Genomic DNA, 15,788 nt, shown 5'->3' with positions numbered 1-15,788 from the left:
GTCGGGGGGCGTGGCTCGGTACGATTCGACGGCGCGGCGCGTGCCCGCGCTCACGGCGCGGCGACGGTCGCGCATCCCAGGTGAGAGTCAGGAGAGACCGGTGTCAGATGTCCGTGTGACCATCCAACGCGATTCCGAGCGGGAAGAGCGCGTGGTGACGACGGGCACTACGGCCGCCGCGCTCTTCGAGGGCGAGCGCTCGGTCGTCGCCGCCCGGGTCGGCGGCGAGCTGAAGGACCTCACCCACCCGCTGGCCGACGGCGACGAGGTCGAACCCGTCGAGATCACCAGCGACGACGGTCTGAACATCCTGCGCCACTCCACCGCGCACGTGCTGGCGCAGGCCGTCCAGGAGCTCTTCCCCGAGGCCAAGCTCGGCATCGGTCCGCCCGTCAAGGACGGTTTCTACTACGACTTCGACGTCGCCGAGCCCTTCACGCCCGACGATCTCAAGCGCATCGAGAAGAAGATGCAGCAGATCCAGAAGCAGGGGCAGCGCTTCTCCCGCCGCGTCACCACCGACGACGCGGCCCGCGAGGAGCTCGCGGACGAGCCGTACAAGCTGGAGCTGATCGGCCTCAAGGGCAACGCTGCCAACGCCGCCGAGGGCGCCTCGGCCGAGGTCGGCTCGGGCGAGCTGACCATCTACGACAACCTCGACGCCAAGAGCGGCGAGCTGTGCTGGAAGGACCTGTGCCGGGGCCCGCACCTGCCCTCCACCCGGCTGATCCCCGCCTTCAAGCTGATGCGCTCCGCCGCCGCGTACTGGCGCGGCAGCGAGCGCAATCCCCAGCTCCAGCGGATCTACGGCACCGCCTGGCCGACCAAGGACGAGCTCAAGCAGTACCTGGAATTCCTCGCCGAGGCCGAGAAGCGCGACCACCGCAAGCTCGGCACCGAGCTGGACCTCTTCTCCATCCCCGAGGAGCTCGGCTCAGGGCTTGCCGTCTTCCACCCCAAGGGCGGCGTCGTCCGCAAGGTGATGGAGGACTACTCGCGCAAGCGGCACGAGGAATCCGGCTACGACTTCGTCAACACGCCGCACATCACCAAGGAGCGGCTCTTCGAGATCTCGGGCCATCTGCCGAACTACGCGGACAGCATGTTCCCGCCGCTGGAGTTCGACGAGCAGAACTACCGCCTCAAGGCGATGAACTGCCCGATGCACAACCTGATCTTCCGCGCGCGGGGGCGCTCGTACCGGGAGCTGCCGCTGCGGCTGTTCGAGTTCGGCACCGTCTACCGGTACGAGAAGTCCGGCGTCGTCCACGGGCTCACCCGCGCCCGCGGCTTCACCCAGGACGACTCGCACATCTACTGCACCAAGGAGCAGATGCCGGACGAGCTGGACAACCTGCTCACCTTCGTCCTCAACCTGCTGCGCGACTACGGCCTCAGCGACTTCTATCTGGAGCTGTCCACCCGCGACCCCGAGTCGGACAAGTTCATGGGCACCGACGAGGAGTGGGAGGAAGCCACCGAGGCGCTGCGGCAGGCCGCGGGGAAGCAGGGCCTGGAGCTGGTCATGGACCCGGGCGGCGCCGCCTTCTACGGGCCGAAGATCTCCGTACAGGCCCGGGACGCCATCGGCCGCACCTGGCAGATGTCGACCATCCAGGTCGACTTCCAGCAGCCCGCCCGCTTCGGGCTGGAGTACACCGCGGCCGACGGCTCACGCCAGCAGCCCGTGATGATCCACCGTGCCCTCTTCGGCTCCATCGAGCGTTTCTTCGCCGTCCTGCTGGAGCACTACGCGGGCGCCTTCCCCGCCTGGCTCGCGCCGGTACAGGCGATCGGCATCCCGATCGGCGACGACCATGTGCCGTATCTGACGGAGTTCGCCGCCGCGGCGAAGGCGAAGGGGCTGCGGATGGAGGTCGACTCGTCGTCGGACCGGATGCAGAAGAAGATCAGGAACGCGCAGAAGTCCAAGACCCCGTTCATGGTGATCGCCGGCGACGAGGATGTGGCCAATGGCGCGGTCTCGTTCCGTTACCGGGACGGGTCGCAGAAGAATGGGATTCCGCGGAGCGAGGCTCTTGATGAGATCCTGGACGTCGTGGAGCGTCGCGTTCAGGTGTAAGTGGTCCCCGCAGGTGCGGGGCTGGTCCGAACCCACAGCTGCACCGGATCTACGGCACGGCGTTTGTCCCCGCCGCTGCGGGGGTGTGCGGCGAGGGGCGGTCTCCGTGAGGGGCCGCCCCTCCTCGTGTCCGGCGGCGGACGGCGCATAAGCTGGCGAGCATGACGAGTGAGCCGGAGCAGCAGATCGGAGTGGGGGCGCCGGACCAGTTCCAGCGCCTGTGGACGCCCCACCGGATGGCCTACATCCAGGGCGAGAACAAGCCGAGCGGCCCCGGCGCCGAGGACGGCTGTCCTTTCTGCACCATCCCGGAGAAGTCCGACGCGGACGGGCTGATCATCGCCCGCGGCGAGCACGTCTACGCGGTGCTCAATCTGTATCCGTACAACGGCGGCCACACGATGGTTGTCCCCTTCCGGCACCTCGCGGACTACACCGAGCTGGACGAGGACGAGACGCTGGAGCTGGCGGAGTTCACCAAGCACGCGATGACGGTGCTGCGCCGCGTCTCCGGAGCACACGGCTTCAACGTCGGCATGAACCAGGGCAGTGTCGCCGGCGCCGGTATCGCCGCGCATCTGCACCAGCATGTGGTGCCCCGCTGGGGCGGGGACACCAACTTCATGCCGGTGGTGGGCCACACCCGGGTGCTGCCCCAGCTGCTGGCGGACACCCGGTCGATGCTGGCCGAGGCCTGGTGAACCCTCAGGCGTCGTAGACGTCGGCCTTGAACGGCTTGGCGTCCTGCACGGCGGCGCTGAGGTTGAGGGAGCGGCTGCCGAACTTCTCGACGTTGCAGCCGTTCTCCTCCAGCACCTTGATGGCCGCCGAGTGCACGACCCGTAGTACGGGAGTTGCCGCGCGCATCGCGTCGTCGGCCATGAACCGGTGCCGCCACGGCTTCTTGGCCCAGGCGTGCCGCAGGCCGAACGGCTCGGGCAGGCTGAGCTTGCCGCCGAGGAAGTCCAGTACGGGCGGGAACCAGGTCAGCGGGGCGCGCGCTGCGAGGCGTACGACCTCCTTGGTCTCCACCAGCGGCAGTTTGACCGTGCGGGTCTCCCAGAACTTGACGCTCTTGGCGACCTCCTTGGTCTTGGCCTTCGGGCCGCTGGTGAACAGCCCGTCGACGGGACCGAGGGCGTGGCCCGTGACCTCGATGCGCAGGGTGTGGTGCAGCACGGTGACGCTGATCAGTAGCGTGATCACCAACTGGCCGTCCCAGAGCACGAACTGGACGCCCAGGTAGTGCCGGTTGCCCGCGCCGAACTGCTGCTCGTTGCAGATGCGCTGTATTTCGAAGTCCTTGATGCGGTACCCCTCGACCTCCTGACCGTCGGGGCGCTTGACCTCCTTGGCGCCCTCGGCGATGGGGGAGACGATCCAGTGCCGTATCGAGGGGGTGGGGAAGCCGCCGGTGTGCAGTGGGCCGCGTTCCAGCATACGGAGCTGGTCGTGGATGGAGCGGACCACGTCCCAGCTGCGGAACGGGTGGATGTCCTCGCCCTCGCGCGCGGGGGTCAGTTCTTCGGCCAGCTGCCAGCTGCCCCAGCGGGTGCCCATGCCGAGTATCCCCTTGGGGCCCGCGTAGTAGACGAGGTTGCTGGCCTGTTCGGCGGCGACCTTGGCCAGGCCGAGCCGGATGCGTTCGGCGCCCGCGTCGCCCGGGTCCTGGGGCACGGCTTCGGGGATCTTGGCGCCGACTCCCGCGCCGCCCAGCAGGCTCTGCCAGCGGCTGCGCAGGTCCTTGGCGTATCGCTCGCAGATCTGCTTGGCCCAGAATCCGCCGATGACCGGTGCGATGAACATGGCCCGGAGGTAGATGCCCAGGAAGCCGCTGTACGGGAGCTTGATCGCGAAGAGTACGGCGAGTGCTCCGACGGCGACCATGGCCACCATGCCGATGGCGCCGGCGCGTTTGTCCTTGGAGCCGGCGATCATGCGGCGCAGCTGGAACGCGAGCAGCCACAGCAGGACGCCGGGCAGGAACAGCAGCCCGAAGAGGACCATCACCCCGGTCAGTCGTGCGTCGCGCTGTTTGCGTACCCGGGTGGCGGCCAGGCAGTGCTCGACGACGGTCTGGGGCTCGATGCCGAAGGACTGGATGATCGGTTTGCGGGCCCCGCCCAGCAGCCGGGTCTGGACGGCCCGGGAGAACGCTTCGCCGAGGTTGGGTTCGAACAGCGAGAGCCGGGGCTTTTTGAAACTGGCCTCGGGGTTGGCCTCGATGAGCTTCTGGACCTCGTCGTCGCGGTACGCGGCGGAGGCGAGTGCCTGGGTCGCCGCCGTCTGGCCGCCCGATCCTGAGATGGGGACCTGGGCGCCCGGGGTGAACTCGGCCGCCACGTCGGGCTGGCTGCTGAGGTCGTCGAATCCGGCCACTGGCCCCCACTCCGTTCGGATCTGGCTCGCGGCACCCGACCGCGCGGGCGCGGTTGGTGCCGCCTACCACGACAGACGGCTGCCCAACTGCCGTGGTCGGCACACATCTTGCCTCAGCCGCGGTGATGTTGCGACCGTCGCATGACGGGGTTACCCCGCCGCGGGGTGGCCCGGCCGAGGGCCGGCTCCCTTCCCTGATTCTGGGCAGGGGCTGCCCCTGTCCGGCGTACGCAGGCTGCGGGCCGTTGTGGCTGGTCGCGCAGTTCCCCGCGCCCCTTACGGGGCGCGGGGCACGCTCTAGCCGGCCGAGTCCAGGATCCGCGCTGCCTGTTGCTGCGGCATCGGTTCGTGTTGGGCGTACGTACGGGAGAAGCGGCCGGTGCCGTGGGACATCGAGCGGAGGTCGATCGCGTACCTGCTGATCTCGATCTCGGGGACCGAGGCGCGCACCATCGTGCTGCCAGGACCGGCCTGTTCGGTGCCCAGTACCCGGCCGCGCCGGGAGGACAAGTCGCTCATCACGGCGCCCACATAGTCGTCCGGGACCTCGACTTCGACCTCGGCGACCGGTTCCAGCAGGTGGATCTTCGCCTGGCCCGCACACTCGCGCAGGGCGAGCGCGCCCGCCGTCTGGAAGGCCGCGTCGGAGGAGTCGACGGAGTGTGCCTTGCCGTCGACGAGTGTGATCCGTACGTCCACCAGCGGGTAGCCGGCGGCCACGCCCTTGGCGGCCTGGGCGCGGACGCCTTTCTCCACCGAAGGGATGAACTGGCGGGGTACCGCGCCGCCCACCACCTTGTCGACGAACTCGATGCCCGAACCGCCCGGCAGCGGTTCGACGGTGATGTCGCAGATGGCGTACTGCCCGTGCCCGCCGGACTGTTTGACGTGCCGTCCGCGGCCGCTGGCCGGTGCGGCAAAGGTCTCGCGCAGCGACACCTTGTGCTCGACGGTGTCCACCTGCACCCCGTACCGGGTCCGCAGCCGTTCCAGGGCGACGTCCCGGTGTGCTTCGCCCATGCACCACAGGACGAGTTGATGGGTGGCGGGGTTCTGTTCCAGCCGCATGGTCGGGTCCTCGGCCACCAGCCGGGCGAGGCCCTGGGAGAGCTTGTCCTCGTCGGCCTTGCTGTGGGCCTGGATGGCGACGGGGAGCAGCGGATCGGGCATCACCCAGGGCGCCATCAGCAGTGGGCGGTCCTTGGCGGAGAGGGTGTCGCCGGTCTCGGCGCGGCTGAGCTTGGCCACGCACGCCAGATCGCCCGCGATGGCCGCGTCGAGGGAGCGCTGCTGCTTGCCGAACGGCGCGGACAGGGCGCCGATCCGCTCGTCGACGTCGTGGTCCTCGTGGCCCCGGTCCGCCAGCCCGTGTCCGGATACGTGCACGGTCTCGTCCGGGCGCAGGGTGCCGGAGAAGACTCGTACGAGGGAGATCCGGCCGACGTACGGGTCGGAGGAGGTCTTGACGACCTCGGCGGCGAGCGGGCCCGCCGGGTCGCAACTGAGCGCCGGCTGCGGTTTGCCTTCCGGCGTGGTGACGGTGGGTATGCCGTGTTCCTCGGGGGTGGGGAAGCCGCCGGTGATCAGCTCCAGCAGTTCGATGGTGCCCAGGCCCTGTTTGGCGCCGTCGGTGGCGGGCGCGGTGGCCAGTACGGGGTGGAAGGTGCCGCGGGCCACGGCCTTTTCCAGGTCCTCGATGAGCGTTTTGATGTCGCAGTCCTCGCCGCCGAGGTAGCGGTCCATCAGCGACTCGTCCTCGCTCTGCGCGATGATGCCCTCGATCAGCCGGTTTCTGGCCTCCGTGATGAGCGGCAGCTGTCCCTCGTCCGGGTCGCGTTCGGTGCGCTGTCCGCTGCCGTAGTCGAGCAGCCGCTGGGTGAGCAGCCCGATCAGGCCGGTGACCGGGGCCGTGCCGTCGGAGCGGCGTTCGCCGAGCGCCGGCAGGTAGAGGGGGATGACGGCGTCGGGGTCGTCGCCGCCCAGGATCTGCTGGCATACGGCGGTCATCTCGTCGAAGTCGGCGCGGGCGGCGTCGAGATGGGTGACGACGATGGCGCGCGGCATACCGACTGCGGCGCACTCCTGCCACACCAGCCGGGTGGCTCCGTCCACGCCGTCGGCGGCCGAGACGACGAAGAGCGCGGCGTCCGCGGCGCGCAGCCCGGCCCGCAGTTCGCCCACGAAGTCCGCGTAGCCGGGGGTGTCGAGGAGGTTGATCCGGATGCCGTTCCAGGTGACTGGCACCAGGGAGAGCTGGACGGAGCGCTGCTGACGGTGCTCGATCTCGTCGTAGTCGGAGAGCGAGGTGCCGTCCTCCACCCGGCCGGGTCGGTTGATCGCGCCCGAGGCGAGCGCGAGGGATTCGATCAGAGTCGTCTTGCCGGCTCCGCTGTGGCCGACCAGCACCACGTTCCGTATCGCCGCGGGGTGGTCGGCCGCCGCTGCCCTGCCGGCGGCTCCGGGGTGTGCGTTCGCTTTGTCGGCCATGTGTCCCGCCTTCCGGTTGTCACCTGCTGGAGCACGCTGAAGGGGCCGAGCGGTCGCGAAGACCACGGTCCTTTCGAGCTTTACACCGCTACCGACAGGCGTCCATACGTGGAACACGGCACTACCCGACCGTGTGCGCCGTGTGGTGCTGCCGCGTGACTACGATGGGCCACCCGGTGGCCACACCGTCATCCGGCTCGCCCTCGACGTACCAGGGACGGTCATGCTGAACAAGTACGCGCGTGCTTTCTTCACGCGTGTCCTCTCGCCGTTTGCCGCGCTGCTGCTGCGCCGGGGCGTGAGCCCTGACGCCGTGACCATCGTCGGTACCGTCGGAGTGACGGCGGGAGCCTTGATCTTCTACCCGCTTGGGGAGTTCTTCTGGGGCACTGTCGTCATCACGCTGTTCGTCTTCTCGGACATGGTGGACGGCAACATGGCGCGGCAACTGGGCCGCTCCAGCCGGTGGGGGGCCTTCCTCGACTCGACGCTGGACCGGGTGGCGGACGCGGCCGTCTTCGGCGGGATCGCGCTGTGGTACGCGGGCCGCGGCGACGACCTGGTGCTGTGCGCGGTGACGCTGTTCTGCCTGGCGAGCGGCCAGGTCGTCTCGTACACCAAGGCGCGTGGCGAGAGCATCGGGCTGCCGGTGAATGTGAACGGGCTGGTGGAGCGGTCCGAGCGGCTGGTGATCACGCTGGTGCTGGCGGGCTTCTCAGGCTTCGAGGTCACTTTCAGCGTCCCGCACATCGGCGTACTGCTGCCGATCGCCCTGTGGGTGGTCGCGGTCGGCAGCGCCGTCACCCTCGGTCAGCGGGTGGTGACGGTGCGGCGTGAGGCCGCGGAGGTCGCGGCGGCCGAGGAGTCGCAGGCCGCGGCGGGGGAGCGGGAGACCGTCGCCGGGGACGAGGCGGAGGAGAAGGGGAGGACCGCTTGAGCGCGCTGCGTGACCGGTTCACCGACTCGCTCTACGGGCTGGGCTGGGCGGGCGTCAAAAAGCTGCCCGAACCCGCGGCCGAGGCGCTGGGCCGCCGGATCGCGGACACGGTCTGGCGACGCCGCGGCAAGGGCGTCACCCGGCTGGAGACCAACCTCGCCCGGGTGGTGCCGGACGCGTCCCCCGCCCATCTGCGGCAGCTCTCGCGGGCCGGGATGCGCTCGTATCTGCGCTACTGGATGGAGTCCTTCCGGCTGCCCGCCTACAGCGAGCAGCACATCCTCGACAGCGTCGACGTCGAGAACTTGGACCGGCTCACCGACGGGCTCGCCTCCGGGCGCGGCGTCATACTCGCGCTGCCGCACATGGCCAACTGGGACCTGGCGGGCGCCTGGGCGGTGGCCGCGACCCGTACGCCCTTCACCACGGTCGCCGAGCGCCTCAAGCCGGAGAGCCTCTACGACCGGTTCGTCGCCTACCGGGAGAGCCTGGGCATGGAGGTGCTGCCGCACGGTGGCGCCTCCGCGTTCGGCACGCTGGCGCGCAGGCTGCGTGCGGGCGGCTTCGTCTGCCTGGTCGCCGACCGCGATCTGTCCGCCAGCGGGATCGAGGTCAAGTTCTTCGGTGAGGCCACCCGGATGCCCGCGGGCCCCGCACTGCTGGCCCAGCAGACCGGGGCGCTGCTGATGCCGGTGACGCTCTGGTACGAGGCGCCGCCGCGGATGAAGGCCAGGGTCCACGAGCCGGTCCCGGTGCCGGACCTCGCGGGGCGCAGGGAGCGGGTCGCGGCGATGACGCAGACCCTTGCCGACACCTTCGCCGCGGGCATCGCCGAGCACCCGCAGGACTGGCACATGCTCCAGCGCTTCTGGCTCGCCGATCTGGATCCGGCCCCGGGCAGGGGCCCGGCGCCGGGCGAGGCAACGGACGCGGGCGAGCGGGGGCCCGGATGAGGATCGGCGTCGTCTGCCCCTACTCGTGGGACGTGCCCGGCGGCGTCCAGTTCCACGTCCGCGACCTGGCCGAGCATCTGATCCGGCTGGGCCACCAGGTGTCCGTGCTGGCGCCCTCGGACGACGAGACCCCGCTGCCGTCCTACGTCGTCTCGGCGGGGCGTGCCGTGCCAGTGCCGTACAACGGCTCGGTGGCCCGGCTGAACTTCGGCTTCCTCTCGGCGGCCCGGGTGCGCCGCTGGGTGCACGAGGGCGACTTCGACGTGCTGCACATCCATGAGCCGGCCACGCCCTCGCTGGCGCTGCTGGCGTGCTGGGCGGCGCAGGGCCCCATCGTCGCGACCTTCCACACCTCCAACCCGCGCTCCAGGGCGATGATCGCGGCGTACCCGATCCTCCAGCCCGCACTGGAGAAGATCAGCGCCCGGATCGCGGTGAGCGAGTACGCGCGCCGCACCCTGGTCGAGCACCTGGGCGGGGACGCGGTCACCATCCCCAACGGGGTCGATGTCGGGTTCTTCGCCGACGCCGAGCCCAAGCCGGAGTGGCAGGGCGGCCCCGAAGGTCACACGATCGGGTTCATCGGCCGGATCGACGAGCCCCGCAAGGGCCTGCCGGTGCTGATGAAGGCGCTGCCCGCGATCCTGGCGGAGCTTCCCGGCACCCGGCTGCTGGTCGCGGGGCGGGGCGACGAGCAGGAGGCGGTCGCCCAGCTGCCGCCCGCCATGCGGGAGAGGGTGGAGTTCCTCGGCATGGTCAGCGACGAGGACAAGGCCCGGCTGCTGCGCAGCGTCGACCTCTACGTGGCGCCCAACACCGGCGGCGAGTCCTTCGGGATCATCCTGGTGGAGGCCATGTCGGCCGGTGCTCCGGTGCTCGCCAGCGACCTGGACGCCTTCGAACAGGTGCTGGACGGGGGAGCGGCGGGCGAGCTGTTCCCCGTCGAGCAGGCCGACGCACTGGCCGCCTCCGCCATAAGCCTCCTCGCCGACCCCGGACGCCGCGCCGACCTGTGCAAGCGCGGCACCCGGCATGTGCGGCGGTTCGACTGGTCCACCGTCGGTGCCGACATCCTCGCCGTGTACGAGACGGTCACGGACGGTGCCGCCTCTGTCGCACCCGACGAGCGCACCGGGCTGTGGGCCCGGTTCGGTCTCGCCCGGGACTGAACCCTAGGACCGATACCTACGATGCCGACCCTCACCACAGTCATCTGGATCGTCGTCGCGCTGGCGCTCGTCGGCGTCTACCTGAGCTGGACGGCCGGGCGCCTGGACCGGCTGCACGCGCGGATCGACGCGGCCAAGGCGTCGCTGGACGCCACCTTGCTGCGCCGCGCCTCCATCGCCCAGGAGCTCGCCACGGCGGGAGTCCTGGACCCTGCCGCCTCGATGGTGCTCTACCAGGCCGCGCACGGGGCCCGGCAGGCCGAGGAGGAGCAGCGTGAGGTCGCCGAGAGCGAACTGAGCCAGGCTCTGCGGGCCGTCTTCGCCGAGAGCGCACAGCTGGAGGCCGTACGGGAGGCACCGGGCGGCCATGAGACGGCTGGCGAGCTGAGCGCGGCGGTCCGCAGGGTGCCCATGGCGCGGCGCTTCCACAACGACGCCGTACGGGCTGCGCGGGCGCTGCGGAGCCACCGGACCGTGCGCTGGTTCCGGCTGGCCGGCCACGCGCCCTCGCCGCTGGCGTTCGAAATGGACGACGAGCCACCGCCGGTGCTGGCCGACCGGGGGCATGCCGCGGACGGCTGACGGCGGGTGCCCCTGGGCCGGCGGTGCGGGCTGCTCCGGGCGCGGGCTGCTCCGGGCCGAAACGCGCGGGCTGCTCCGGGCCGAAACGGAGGTGATCCGGCCGGAAGAGGGCAGCAATGCAGGCCACAGCCCGGCGATTGGCCCTTTTCGCAGGGCGCCCGTTCGAGCAGGCTGATTGAGGACCTGACCTGAAGGTCCCGTCGAACATCACCCCTGCAGCGAGGTCGAACGTGTCAACTCCGTCCACCGCCACTGAGTCCACTGCGGCGTCCGCCGCGGCGCAGCGCCCCGAGACCGGCACCGCCCGCGTCAAGCGGGGCATGGCCGAGCAGCTCAAGGGCGGCGTGATCATGGACGTCGTCACACCGGAGCAGGCGAAGATCGCCGAGGACTCGGGTGCCGTCGCCGTCATGGCGCTGGAGCGTGTGCCCGCCGACATCCGCAAGGACGGCGGCGTGGCCCGGATGTCCGATCCCGACATGATCGAGGGCATCATCGACGCCGTCTCGATCCCGGTGATGGCCAAGTCCCGGATCGGTCACCTCGTCGAGGCCCAGGTTCTCCAGGCGCTCGGTGTCGACTACATCGACGAGTCGGAGGTCCTCACCCCGGCCGACGAGGTCAACCACAGCGACAAGTTCGCCTTCACCACGCCCTTCGTCTGCGGCGCCACCAACCTGGGTGAGGCCCTGCGCCGGATCGCCGAGGGCGCGGCCATGATCCGCTCCAAGGGCGAGGCCGGCACCGGCAACGTCGTCGAGGCCGTCCGCCACATGCGCCAGATCAAGAACGAGATCGGCAAGCTGACCGTCCTGGACGACAACGAGCTCTACGCGGCGGCCAAGGAACTGCGCGCGCCGTACGAGCTGGTCAAGGAGGTCTCGGTGGCGGGCAAGCTGCCGGTCGTCCTGTTCTCCGCGGGCGGCGTGGCCACCCCGGCGGACGCCGCGCTGATGCGCCAGCTCGGTGCGGAGGGCGTCTTCGTCGGCTCCGGCATCTTCAAGTCCGGCGACCCGGCCAAGCGCGCCGCGGCCATCGTGAAGGCCACCACCTTCTACGACGACCCCAAGATCATCGCCGACGCCTCCCGCGGGCTGGGCGAGGCCATGGTCGGCATCAACTGCGACACCCTCCCGGAAACGGAGCGCTACGCCAGCCGCGGCTGGTGACAGCGGCAGCGGAGCACACGCCCTCTGTGGGCGCCCGGACCGTCCCGTAGGGCGGCACGGGTGCCCACAGAGGGCGGCGCCCGTCCATCCACCGCACCCGCCCGCCCCGCGCAGGCGTCCCGCAACGAAGAAGGACCCGCACAGTGTCTGTGCCAACGATCGGCGTACTCGCCCTCCAGGGCGACGTCCGCGAACACCTGGCGGCCCTGAAGGCCTCGGGGGCGAACCCCGTACAGGTCAGGCGCCCCGAAGAGCTCGACGCGGTCGACGGCCTCGTCATCCCCGGCGGCGAGTCGACCACGATCAGCAAGCTCGCCGTCACGTTCGGCCTCATGGACCGGCTCCGCGAGCGGGTGTCCGAGGGGATGCCCGCGTACGGCTCCTGCGCCGGCATGATCATGCTGGCCGACAAGATCCTCGACCCCCGCTCCGGGCAGGAGACCATCGGCGGTATCGACATGATCGTCCGCCGCAACGCGTTCGGACGCCAGAACGAGTCGTTCGAGGCGGCCCTCGACATGCCGGCCGTCCCCGGCGGCCCTGTGGAGGGTGTCTTCATTCGCGCCCCCTGGGTCGAGTCGACGGGCGCGGCGGCCGAGACGCTGGCCTCCTACGACGGCCACCCGGTGGCCGTCCGACAGCAGCATCTGCTGGCCACCGCCTTCCATCCGGAGCTGACCGGCGACCAGCGGGTGCACGCGCTGTTCACGGAGATGGTGCGGGCAGCACACTGAGTTGCTGACGGTAGGATCTCCGCGTCGGGATGAAGTTGGGACTGTGAAGGAGCGAGGCTGTGTCCGGCCACTCTAAGTGGGCTACCACCAAGCACAAGAAGGCCGTGATCGATGCCAAGCGCGGCAAGCTCTTCGCGAAGCTGATCAAGAACATCGAGGTCGCGGCCCGGATGGGCGGTGCCGACCCGGAGGGCAACCCGACCCTCTACGACGCCATTCAGAAGGCGAAGAAGCAGTCGGTTCCCAACAAGAACATCGACAGCGCGGTCAAGCGCGGCGCGGGCCTCGAGGCCGGCGGTGCCGACTACGAGACGATCATGTACGAGGGTTACGGGCCCAACGGCGTCGCCGTGCTGATCGAGTGCCTCACCGACAACCGCAACCGCGCGGCCTCCGACGTACGGGTCGCCATGACCCGCAACGGCGGCTCCATGGCCGACCCGGGCTCGGTCTCCTACCTGTTCAACCGCAAGGGCGTCGTCATCGTCCCGAAGAACGGCCGCACCGAGGACGACATTCTCGGCGCCGTGCTGGAGGCGGGCGTCGAGGAGGTCAACGACCTCGGCGAGAGCTTCGAGGTGATCAGCGAGGCCACCGACCTGGTCGCCGTGCGCACCGCTCTGGTCGACGCCGGTATCGACTACGACTCGGCCGAGGCCAGCTTCGTCCCCAGCATGCAGGTCGAGCTGGACGAGGAGGGCGCGCGCAAGATCTTCAAGCTGATCGACGCGCTGGACGACAGCGACGATGTGCAGAACGTCTTCGCGAACTTTGATGTGTCCGACGATGTGATGGCGAAGGTCGACGCGTAAGCGGTGACCTGTTCTGGCGAGGTTGCCCCTTATGGGGCGCCCGGCACAGTCCCGTAAGAGACGGCCCGGCGGAGACACGTTCCGCCGGGCCGTCGGCGCTGCCGCTGCTGTCAGAGGTTCCCGATAACCTGCGGGAACACAGGCACGGTTGCACAGGGCACACCGGGAGAGGGGGATGGCATTGCGTGTGCTGGGGGTCGATCCCGGGCTGACCCGCTGCGGCATCGGCGTGGTCGACGGTGTCGCGGGGCGGCGGCTGACCATGGCGGGCGTCGGCGTGATCCGTACGCCCGCCGAGGCGGAGATCCCCGAGCGGCTGGTGCTGATCGAGCGCGGGCTGGAGGAGTGGCTGGACGAACACCGTCCCGAAGCAGTCGCGGTGGAACGGGTGTTCAGCCAGCACAACGTCCGCACCGTCATGGGCACCGCTCAGGCCAGTGCCGTCGCCATGCTGTGCGCGGCCCGGCGCGGGCTGCCCGTCGCGCTGCACACCCCCAGTGAGGTCAAGGCCGCCGTCACCGGTTCGGGCCGAGCCGAGAAGGCGCAGGTCGGTGCCATGGTGACGCGCCTGCTGGGGCTGACGGCCGCGCCGAAACCCGCCGACGCCGCGGACGCCCTCGCCCTCGCCGTCTGCCACATCTGGCGCGGCCCGGCGCAGAACCGGCTCCAACAGGCTGTCGCCGCACGGCAGTCCGCCCCCGCAGCACGTACGCAGCACCCCAGGAAGGGCACCGTTCGATGATCGCCTCCGTCTCGGGACCCGTCGCCGCGCTCGGCCCCGACTCCGCCGTGATCGAGGTCGGCGGGGTCGGCATGGCGGTCCAGTGCACGCCCGGCACGCTCGCCGGGCTGCGCATGGGCGAGCCGGCCAAGCTCGCCACCTCGCTGGTCGTACGGGAGGACTCGCTGACCCTCTACGGCTTCGCGGACGACGACGAGCGGCAGATCTTCGAACTCCTCCAGACCGCGAGCGGCGTTGGCCCGCGGCTGGCCCAGGCAATGCTCGCGGTGCACACTCCCGACGCGCTGCGGCTCGCCGTCGCCGGCGGGGACGAGAAAGCGCTGACCGCCGTGCCCGGCATCGGGAAGAAGGGCGCGCAGAAGCTGCTGCTGGAGCTGAAGGACCGGCTCGGCCAGCCGCTGGGCACGGTGCCCGCCTCGCGCACCGCCGCGCGGGCCGCCGCCGGGTGGCAGGAGCAACTCCACGCCGCGCTGGTCGGGTTGGGGTACGCGGCCAAGGAGGCGGACGACGCCGTCGCCGCGGTGGCCCCGCAGGCCGAGGCGGTGGTCGCGGACGGTGGTGAGCCGCAGGTCGGGGTCCTGCTGAAGGCCGCCCTCCAGTCGCTGAACCGGGCACGGTGACGCCATGAGCTCCGAGGAACGGCTCGTCGACGCCGAGGTCGAGAGTGACGAGCAGGCCGTCGAGGCCGCACTGCGCCCCAAGCAGTTGGGCGAGTTCATCGGGCAGCCCAAGGTGCGCGAACAGCTCGACCTCGTGCTGCGCGCCGCACGGGCGCGCGGCGGCACCGCCGACCATGTGCTGCTGTCCGGCGCGCCCGGGCTCGGCAAGACGACACTGTCGATGATCATCGCCGCGGAGATGGGCGCCCCCATCCGGATCACCTCAGGGCCCGCCATCCAGCACGCGGGCGACCTGGCGGCAATCCTCTCCTCGCTCCAGGAGGGCGAGGTGCTCTTCCTGGACGAGATCCACCGGATGTCCCGTCCGGCGGAGGAGATGCTCTACATGGCCATGGAGGACTTCCGCGTCGATGTGATCGTCGGCAAGGGGCCGGGGGCCACGGCCATCCCGCTGGAGCTGCCGCCGTTCACGCTCGTCGGTGCCACCACCCGGGCCGGGCTGCTGCCGCCGCCGCTGCGGGACCGCTTCGGGTTCACGGCGCACATGGAGTTCTACGAGCCGGCGGAGCTGGAGCAGGTCGTACGCCGGTCCGCGGAGCTGTTGGAGGTGCGTACGGATCCGGAGGGCGCCGTGGAGATCGCCGGGCGCTCCCGGGGTACGCCACGGATCGCCAACCGGCTGCTGCGCAGAGTGAGGGACTACGCGCAGGTCAAGGCGGACGGCGTCATCACCCGTGAGGTGGCCGCCGCCGCGCTGGAGGTCTACGAGGTGGACGGGCGCGGCCTCGACAGGCTCGACCGCGCGGTGCTCGGCTCGCTGCTGAAGCTGTTCGGCGGCGGTCCCGTCGGGCTTTCCACGCTTGCCGTCGCGGTTGGCGAGGAGCGTGAGACAGTGGAGGAGGTGGCCGAGCCGTTCCTCGTACGTGAGGGACTGCTGGCCCGTACTCCTCGTGGTCGCGTGGCCACTCCAGCCGCATGGGCTCACCTGGGGCTCACCCCGCCCCAGCAGTCCTCGCGGCCGGCTTCCGGAGGGTCAGGGCAACAGGGCCTGTTCGGAGCGTGACGGCGCGGAGACTCGTCGGGTCAGGAACCTCGGTGCCATGCTTGACGTTGTTCCATCG

The 15,788-nt window shown here is 70.4% G+C and carries 14 protein-coding genes; 12 read left to right on the top strand and 2 right to left on the bottom strand.

Annotation, left to right across the window (positions count from 1 at the left end):
• Positions 1-100 precede the first annotated feature (100 nt).
• A complete protein-coding gene (thrS, locus tag ACQEU8_RS23655; RefSeq protein WP_433104292.1) occupies positions 101-2,083 on the top strand; it encodes a threonine--tRNA ligase in 1,983 nt (660 codons plus the stop codon).
• Between the two features lie 161 nt (positions 2,084-2,244).
• The gene (locus ACQEU8_RS23650; protein WP_433104290.1) at positions 2,245-2,784 is read left to right on the top strand and encodes an HIT family protein; all 540 of its coding nucleotides are present in this window, start codon (positions 2,245-2,247) and stop codon (positions 2,782-2,784) included.
• Positions 2,785-2,788: 4 nt separating this feature from the next.
• On the opposite strand, the gene ACQEU8_RS23645 is transcribed toward ACQEU8_RS23650, so the two are convergent.
• Positions 2,789-4,462, bottom strand: a complete 1,674-nt coding sequence (locus tag ACQEU8_RS23645) for a hypothetical protein (protein WP_433104288.1) — start codon at positions 4,460-4,462, stop codon at positions 2,789-2,791.
• Positions 4,463-4,759: 297 nt separating this feature from the next.
• Complete coding sequence (locus ACQEU8_RS23640) at positions 4,760-6,949, bottom strand: elongation factor G-like protein EF-G2 (RefSeq protein ID WP_433104286.1); 2,190 nt, start codon at positions 6,947-6,949, stop codon at positions 4,760-4,762.
• 223 nt (positions 6,950-7,172) lie between these two features.
• On the opposite strand from ACQEU8_RS23640, the gene pgsA reads away from it, so the two are divergent.
• From pgsA to ruvB, 10 genes are all read left to right on the top strand, one after another.
• Positions 7,173-7,886 carry a phosphatidylinositol phosphate synthase gene (gene pgsA / locus ACQEU8_RS23635; protein WP_433108670.1) on the top strand — a complete coding sequence of 238 codons (714 nt, stop codon included), beginning with the start codon at positions 7,173-7,175 and terminating at the stop codon, positions 7,884-7,886.
• On the top strand, positions 7,883-8,839 hold the full coding sequence (locus ACQEU8_RS23630; protein ID WP_433104284.1) for a phosphatidylinositol mannoside acyltransferase: 957 nt from the start codon (positions 7,883-7,885) through the stop codon (positions 8,837-8,839). Before pgsA ends, ACQEU8_RS23630 begins: the two co-directional genes overlap by 4 nt.
• Complete coding sequence (locus tag ACQEU8_RS23625; protein ID WP_433104282.1) at positions 8,836-10,008, top strand: glycosyltransferase family 4 protein; 1,173 nt, start codon at positions 8,836-8,838, stop codon at positions 10,006-10,008. Before ACQEU8_RS23630 ends, ACQEU8_RS23625 begins: the two co-directional genes overlap by 4 nt.
• A 21-nt stretch (positions 10,009-10,029) precedes the next feature.
• The gene (locus ACQEU8_RS23620; RefSeq protein ID WP_433104280.1) at positions 10,030-10,590 is read left to right on the top strand and encodes a hypothetical protein; all 561 of its coding nucleotides are present in this window, start codon (positions 10,030-10,032) and stop codon (positions 10,588-10,590) included.
• 230 nt (positions 10,591-10,820) lie between these two features.
• Positions 10,821-11,759: a pyridoxal 5'-phosphate synthase lyase subunit PdxS gene (pdxS, locus tag ACQEU8_RS23615; protein ID WP_433104278.1), complete on the top strand. Its 939-nt coding sequence runs from the start codon at positions 10,821-10,823 to the stop codon at positions 11,757-11,759.
• Between the two features lie 143 nt (positions 11,760-11,902).
• A complete protein-coding gene (gene pdxT / locus ACQEU8_RS23610; RefSeq protein WP_433104276.1) occupies positions 11,903-12,493 on the top strand; it encodes a pyridoxal 5'-phosphate synthase glutaminase subunit PdxT in 591 nt (196 codons plus the stop codon).
• Between the two features lie 59 nt (positions 12,494-12,552).
• Positions 12,553-13,305 (top strand): YebC/PmpR family DNA-binding transcriptional regulator, encoded by a 753-nt coding sequence (locus tag ACQEU8_RS23605; RefSeq protein ID WP_433104274.1) that lies wholly within the window; start codon positions 12,553-12,555, stop codon positions 13,303-13,305.
• Between the two features lie 181 nt (positions 13,306-13,486).
• The gene (gene ruvC / locus ACQEU8_RS23600) at positions 13,487-14,047 is read left to right on the top strand and encodes a crossover junction endodeoxyribonuclease RuvC (RefSeq protein ID WP_433108668.1); all 561 of its coding nucleotides are present in this window, start codon (positions 13,487-13,489) and stop codon (positions 14,045-14,047) included.
• Complete coding sequence (gene ruvA / locus ACQEU8_RS23595) at positions 14,044-14,667, top strand: Holliday junction branch migration protein RuvA (protein WP_433104272.1); 624 nt, start codon at positions 14,044-14,046, stop codon at positions 14,665-14,667. Before ruvC ends, ruvA begins: the two co-directional genes overlap by 4 nt.
• Positions 14,668-14,671: 4 nt before the next feature.
• Positions 14,672-15,730: a Holliday junction branch migration DNA helicase RuvB gene (ruvB, locus tag ACQEU8_RS23590; protein ID WP_433104270.1), complete on the top strand. Its 1,059-nt coding sequence runs from the start codon at positions 14,672-14,674 to the stop codon at positions 15,728-15,730.
• Positions 15,731-15,788 lie beyond the last annotated feature (58 nt).

Origin of the sequence: Streptomyces sp. CA-250714, assembly GCF_050936705.1 — a bacterium.
GTDB lineage: Bacteria > Actinomycetota > Actinomycetes > Streptomycetales > Streptomycetaceae > Streptomyces.
Note: the sequence above shows the minus strand (reverse complement) of the source record. Positions and strands in the feature narration are given on the sequence as shown.

What these genes read in the sequence shown, in the direction of transcription:
- ACQEU8_RS23650 (WP_433104290.1), top strand. Translation starts at nt 2,245, where the DNA reads ATGACGAGTGAGCCGGAGCAGCAGATCGGAGTGGGGGCGCCGGACCAG.
- ACQEU8_RS23640 (WP_433104286.1), bottom strand. Translation starts at nt 6,949, where the DNA reads ATGGCCGACAAAGCGAACGCACACCCCGGAGCCGCCGGCAGGGCAGCG.
- pgsA (WP_433108670.1), top strand. Translation starts at nt 7,173, where the DNA reads ATGCTGAACAAGTACGCGCGTGCTTTCTTCACGCGTGTCCTCTCGCCG.
- ACQEU8_RS23625 (WP_433104282.1), top strand. Translation starts at nt 8,836, where the DNA reads ATGAGGATCGGCGTCGTCTGCCCCTACTCGTGGGACGTGCCCGGCGGC.
- ACQEU8_RS23620 (WP_433104280.1), top strand. Translation starts at nt 10,030, where the DNA reads ATGCCGACCCTCACCACAGTCATCTGGATCGTCGTCGCGCTGGCGCTC.
- ruvA (WP_433104272.1), top strand. Translation starts at nt 14,044, where the DNA reads ATGATCGCCTCCGTCTCGGGACCCGTCGCCGCGCTCGGCCCCGACTCC.
- ruvB (WP_433104270.1), top strand. Translation starts at nt 14,672, where the DNA reads ATGAGCTCCGAGGAACGGCTCGTCGACGCCGAGGTCGAGAGTGACGAG.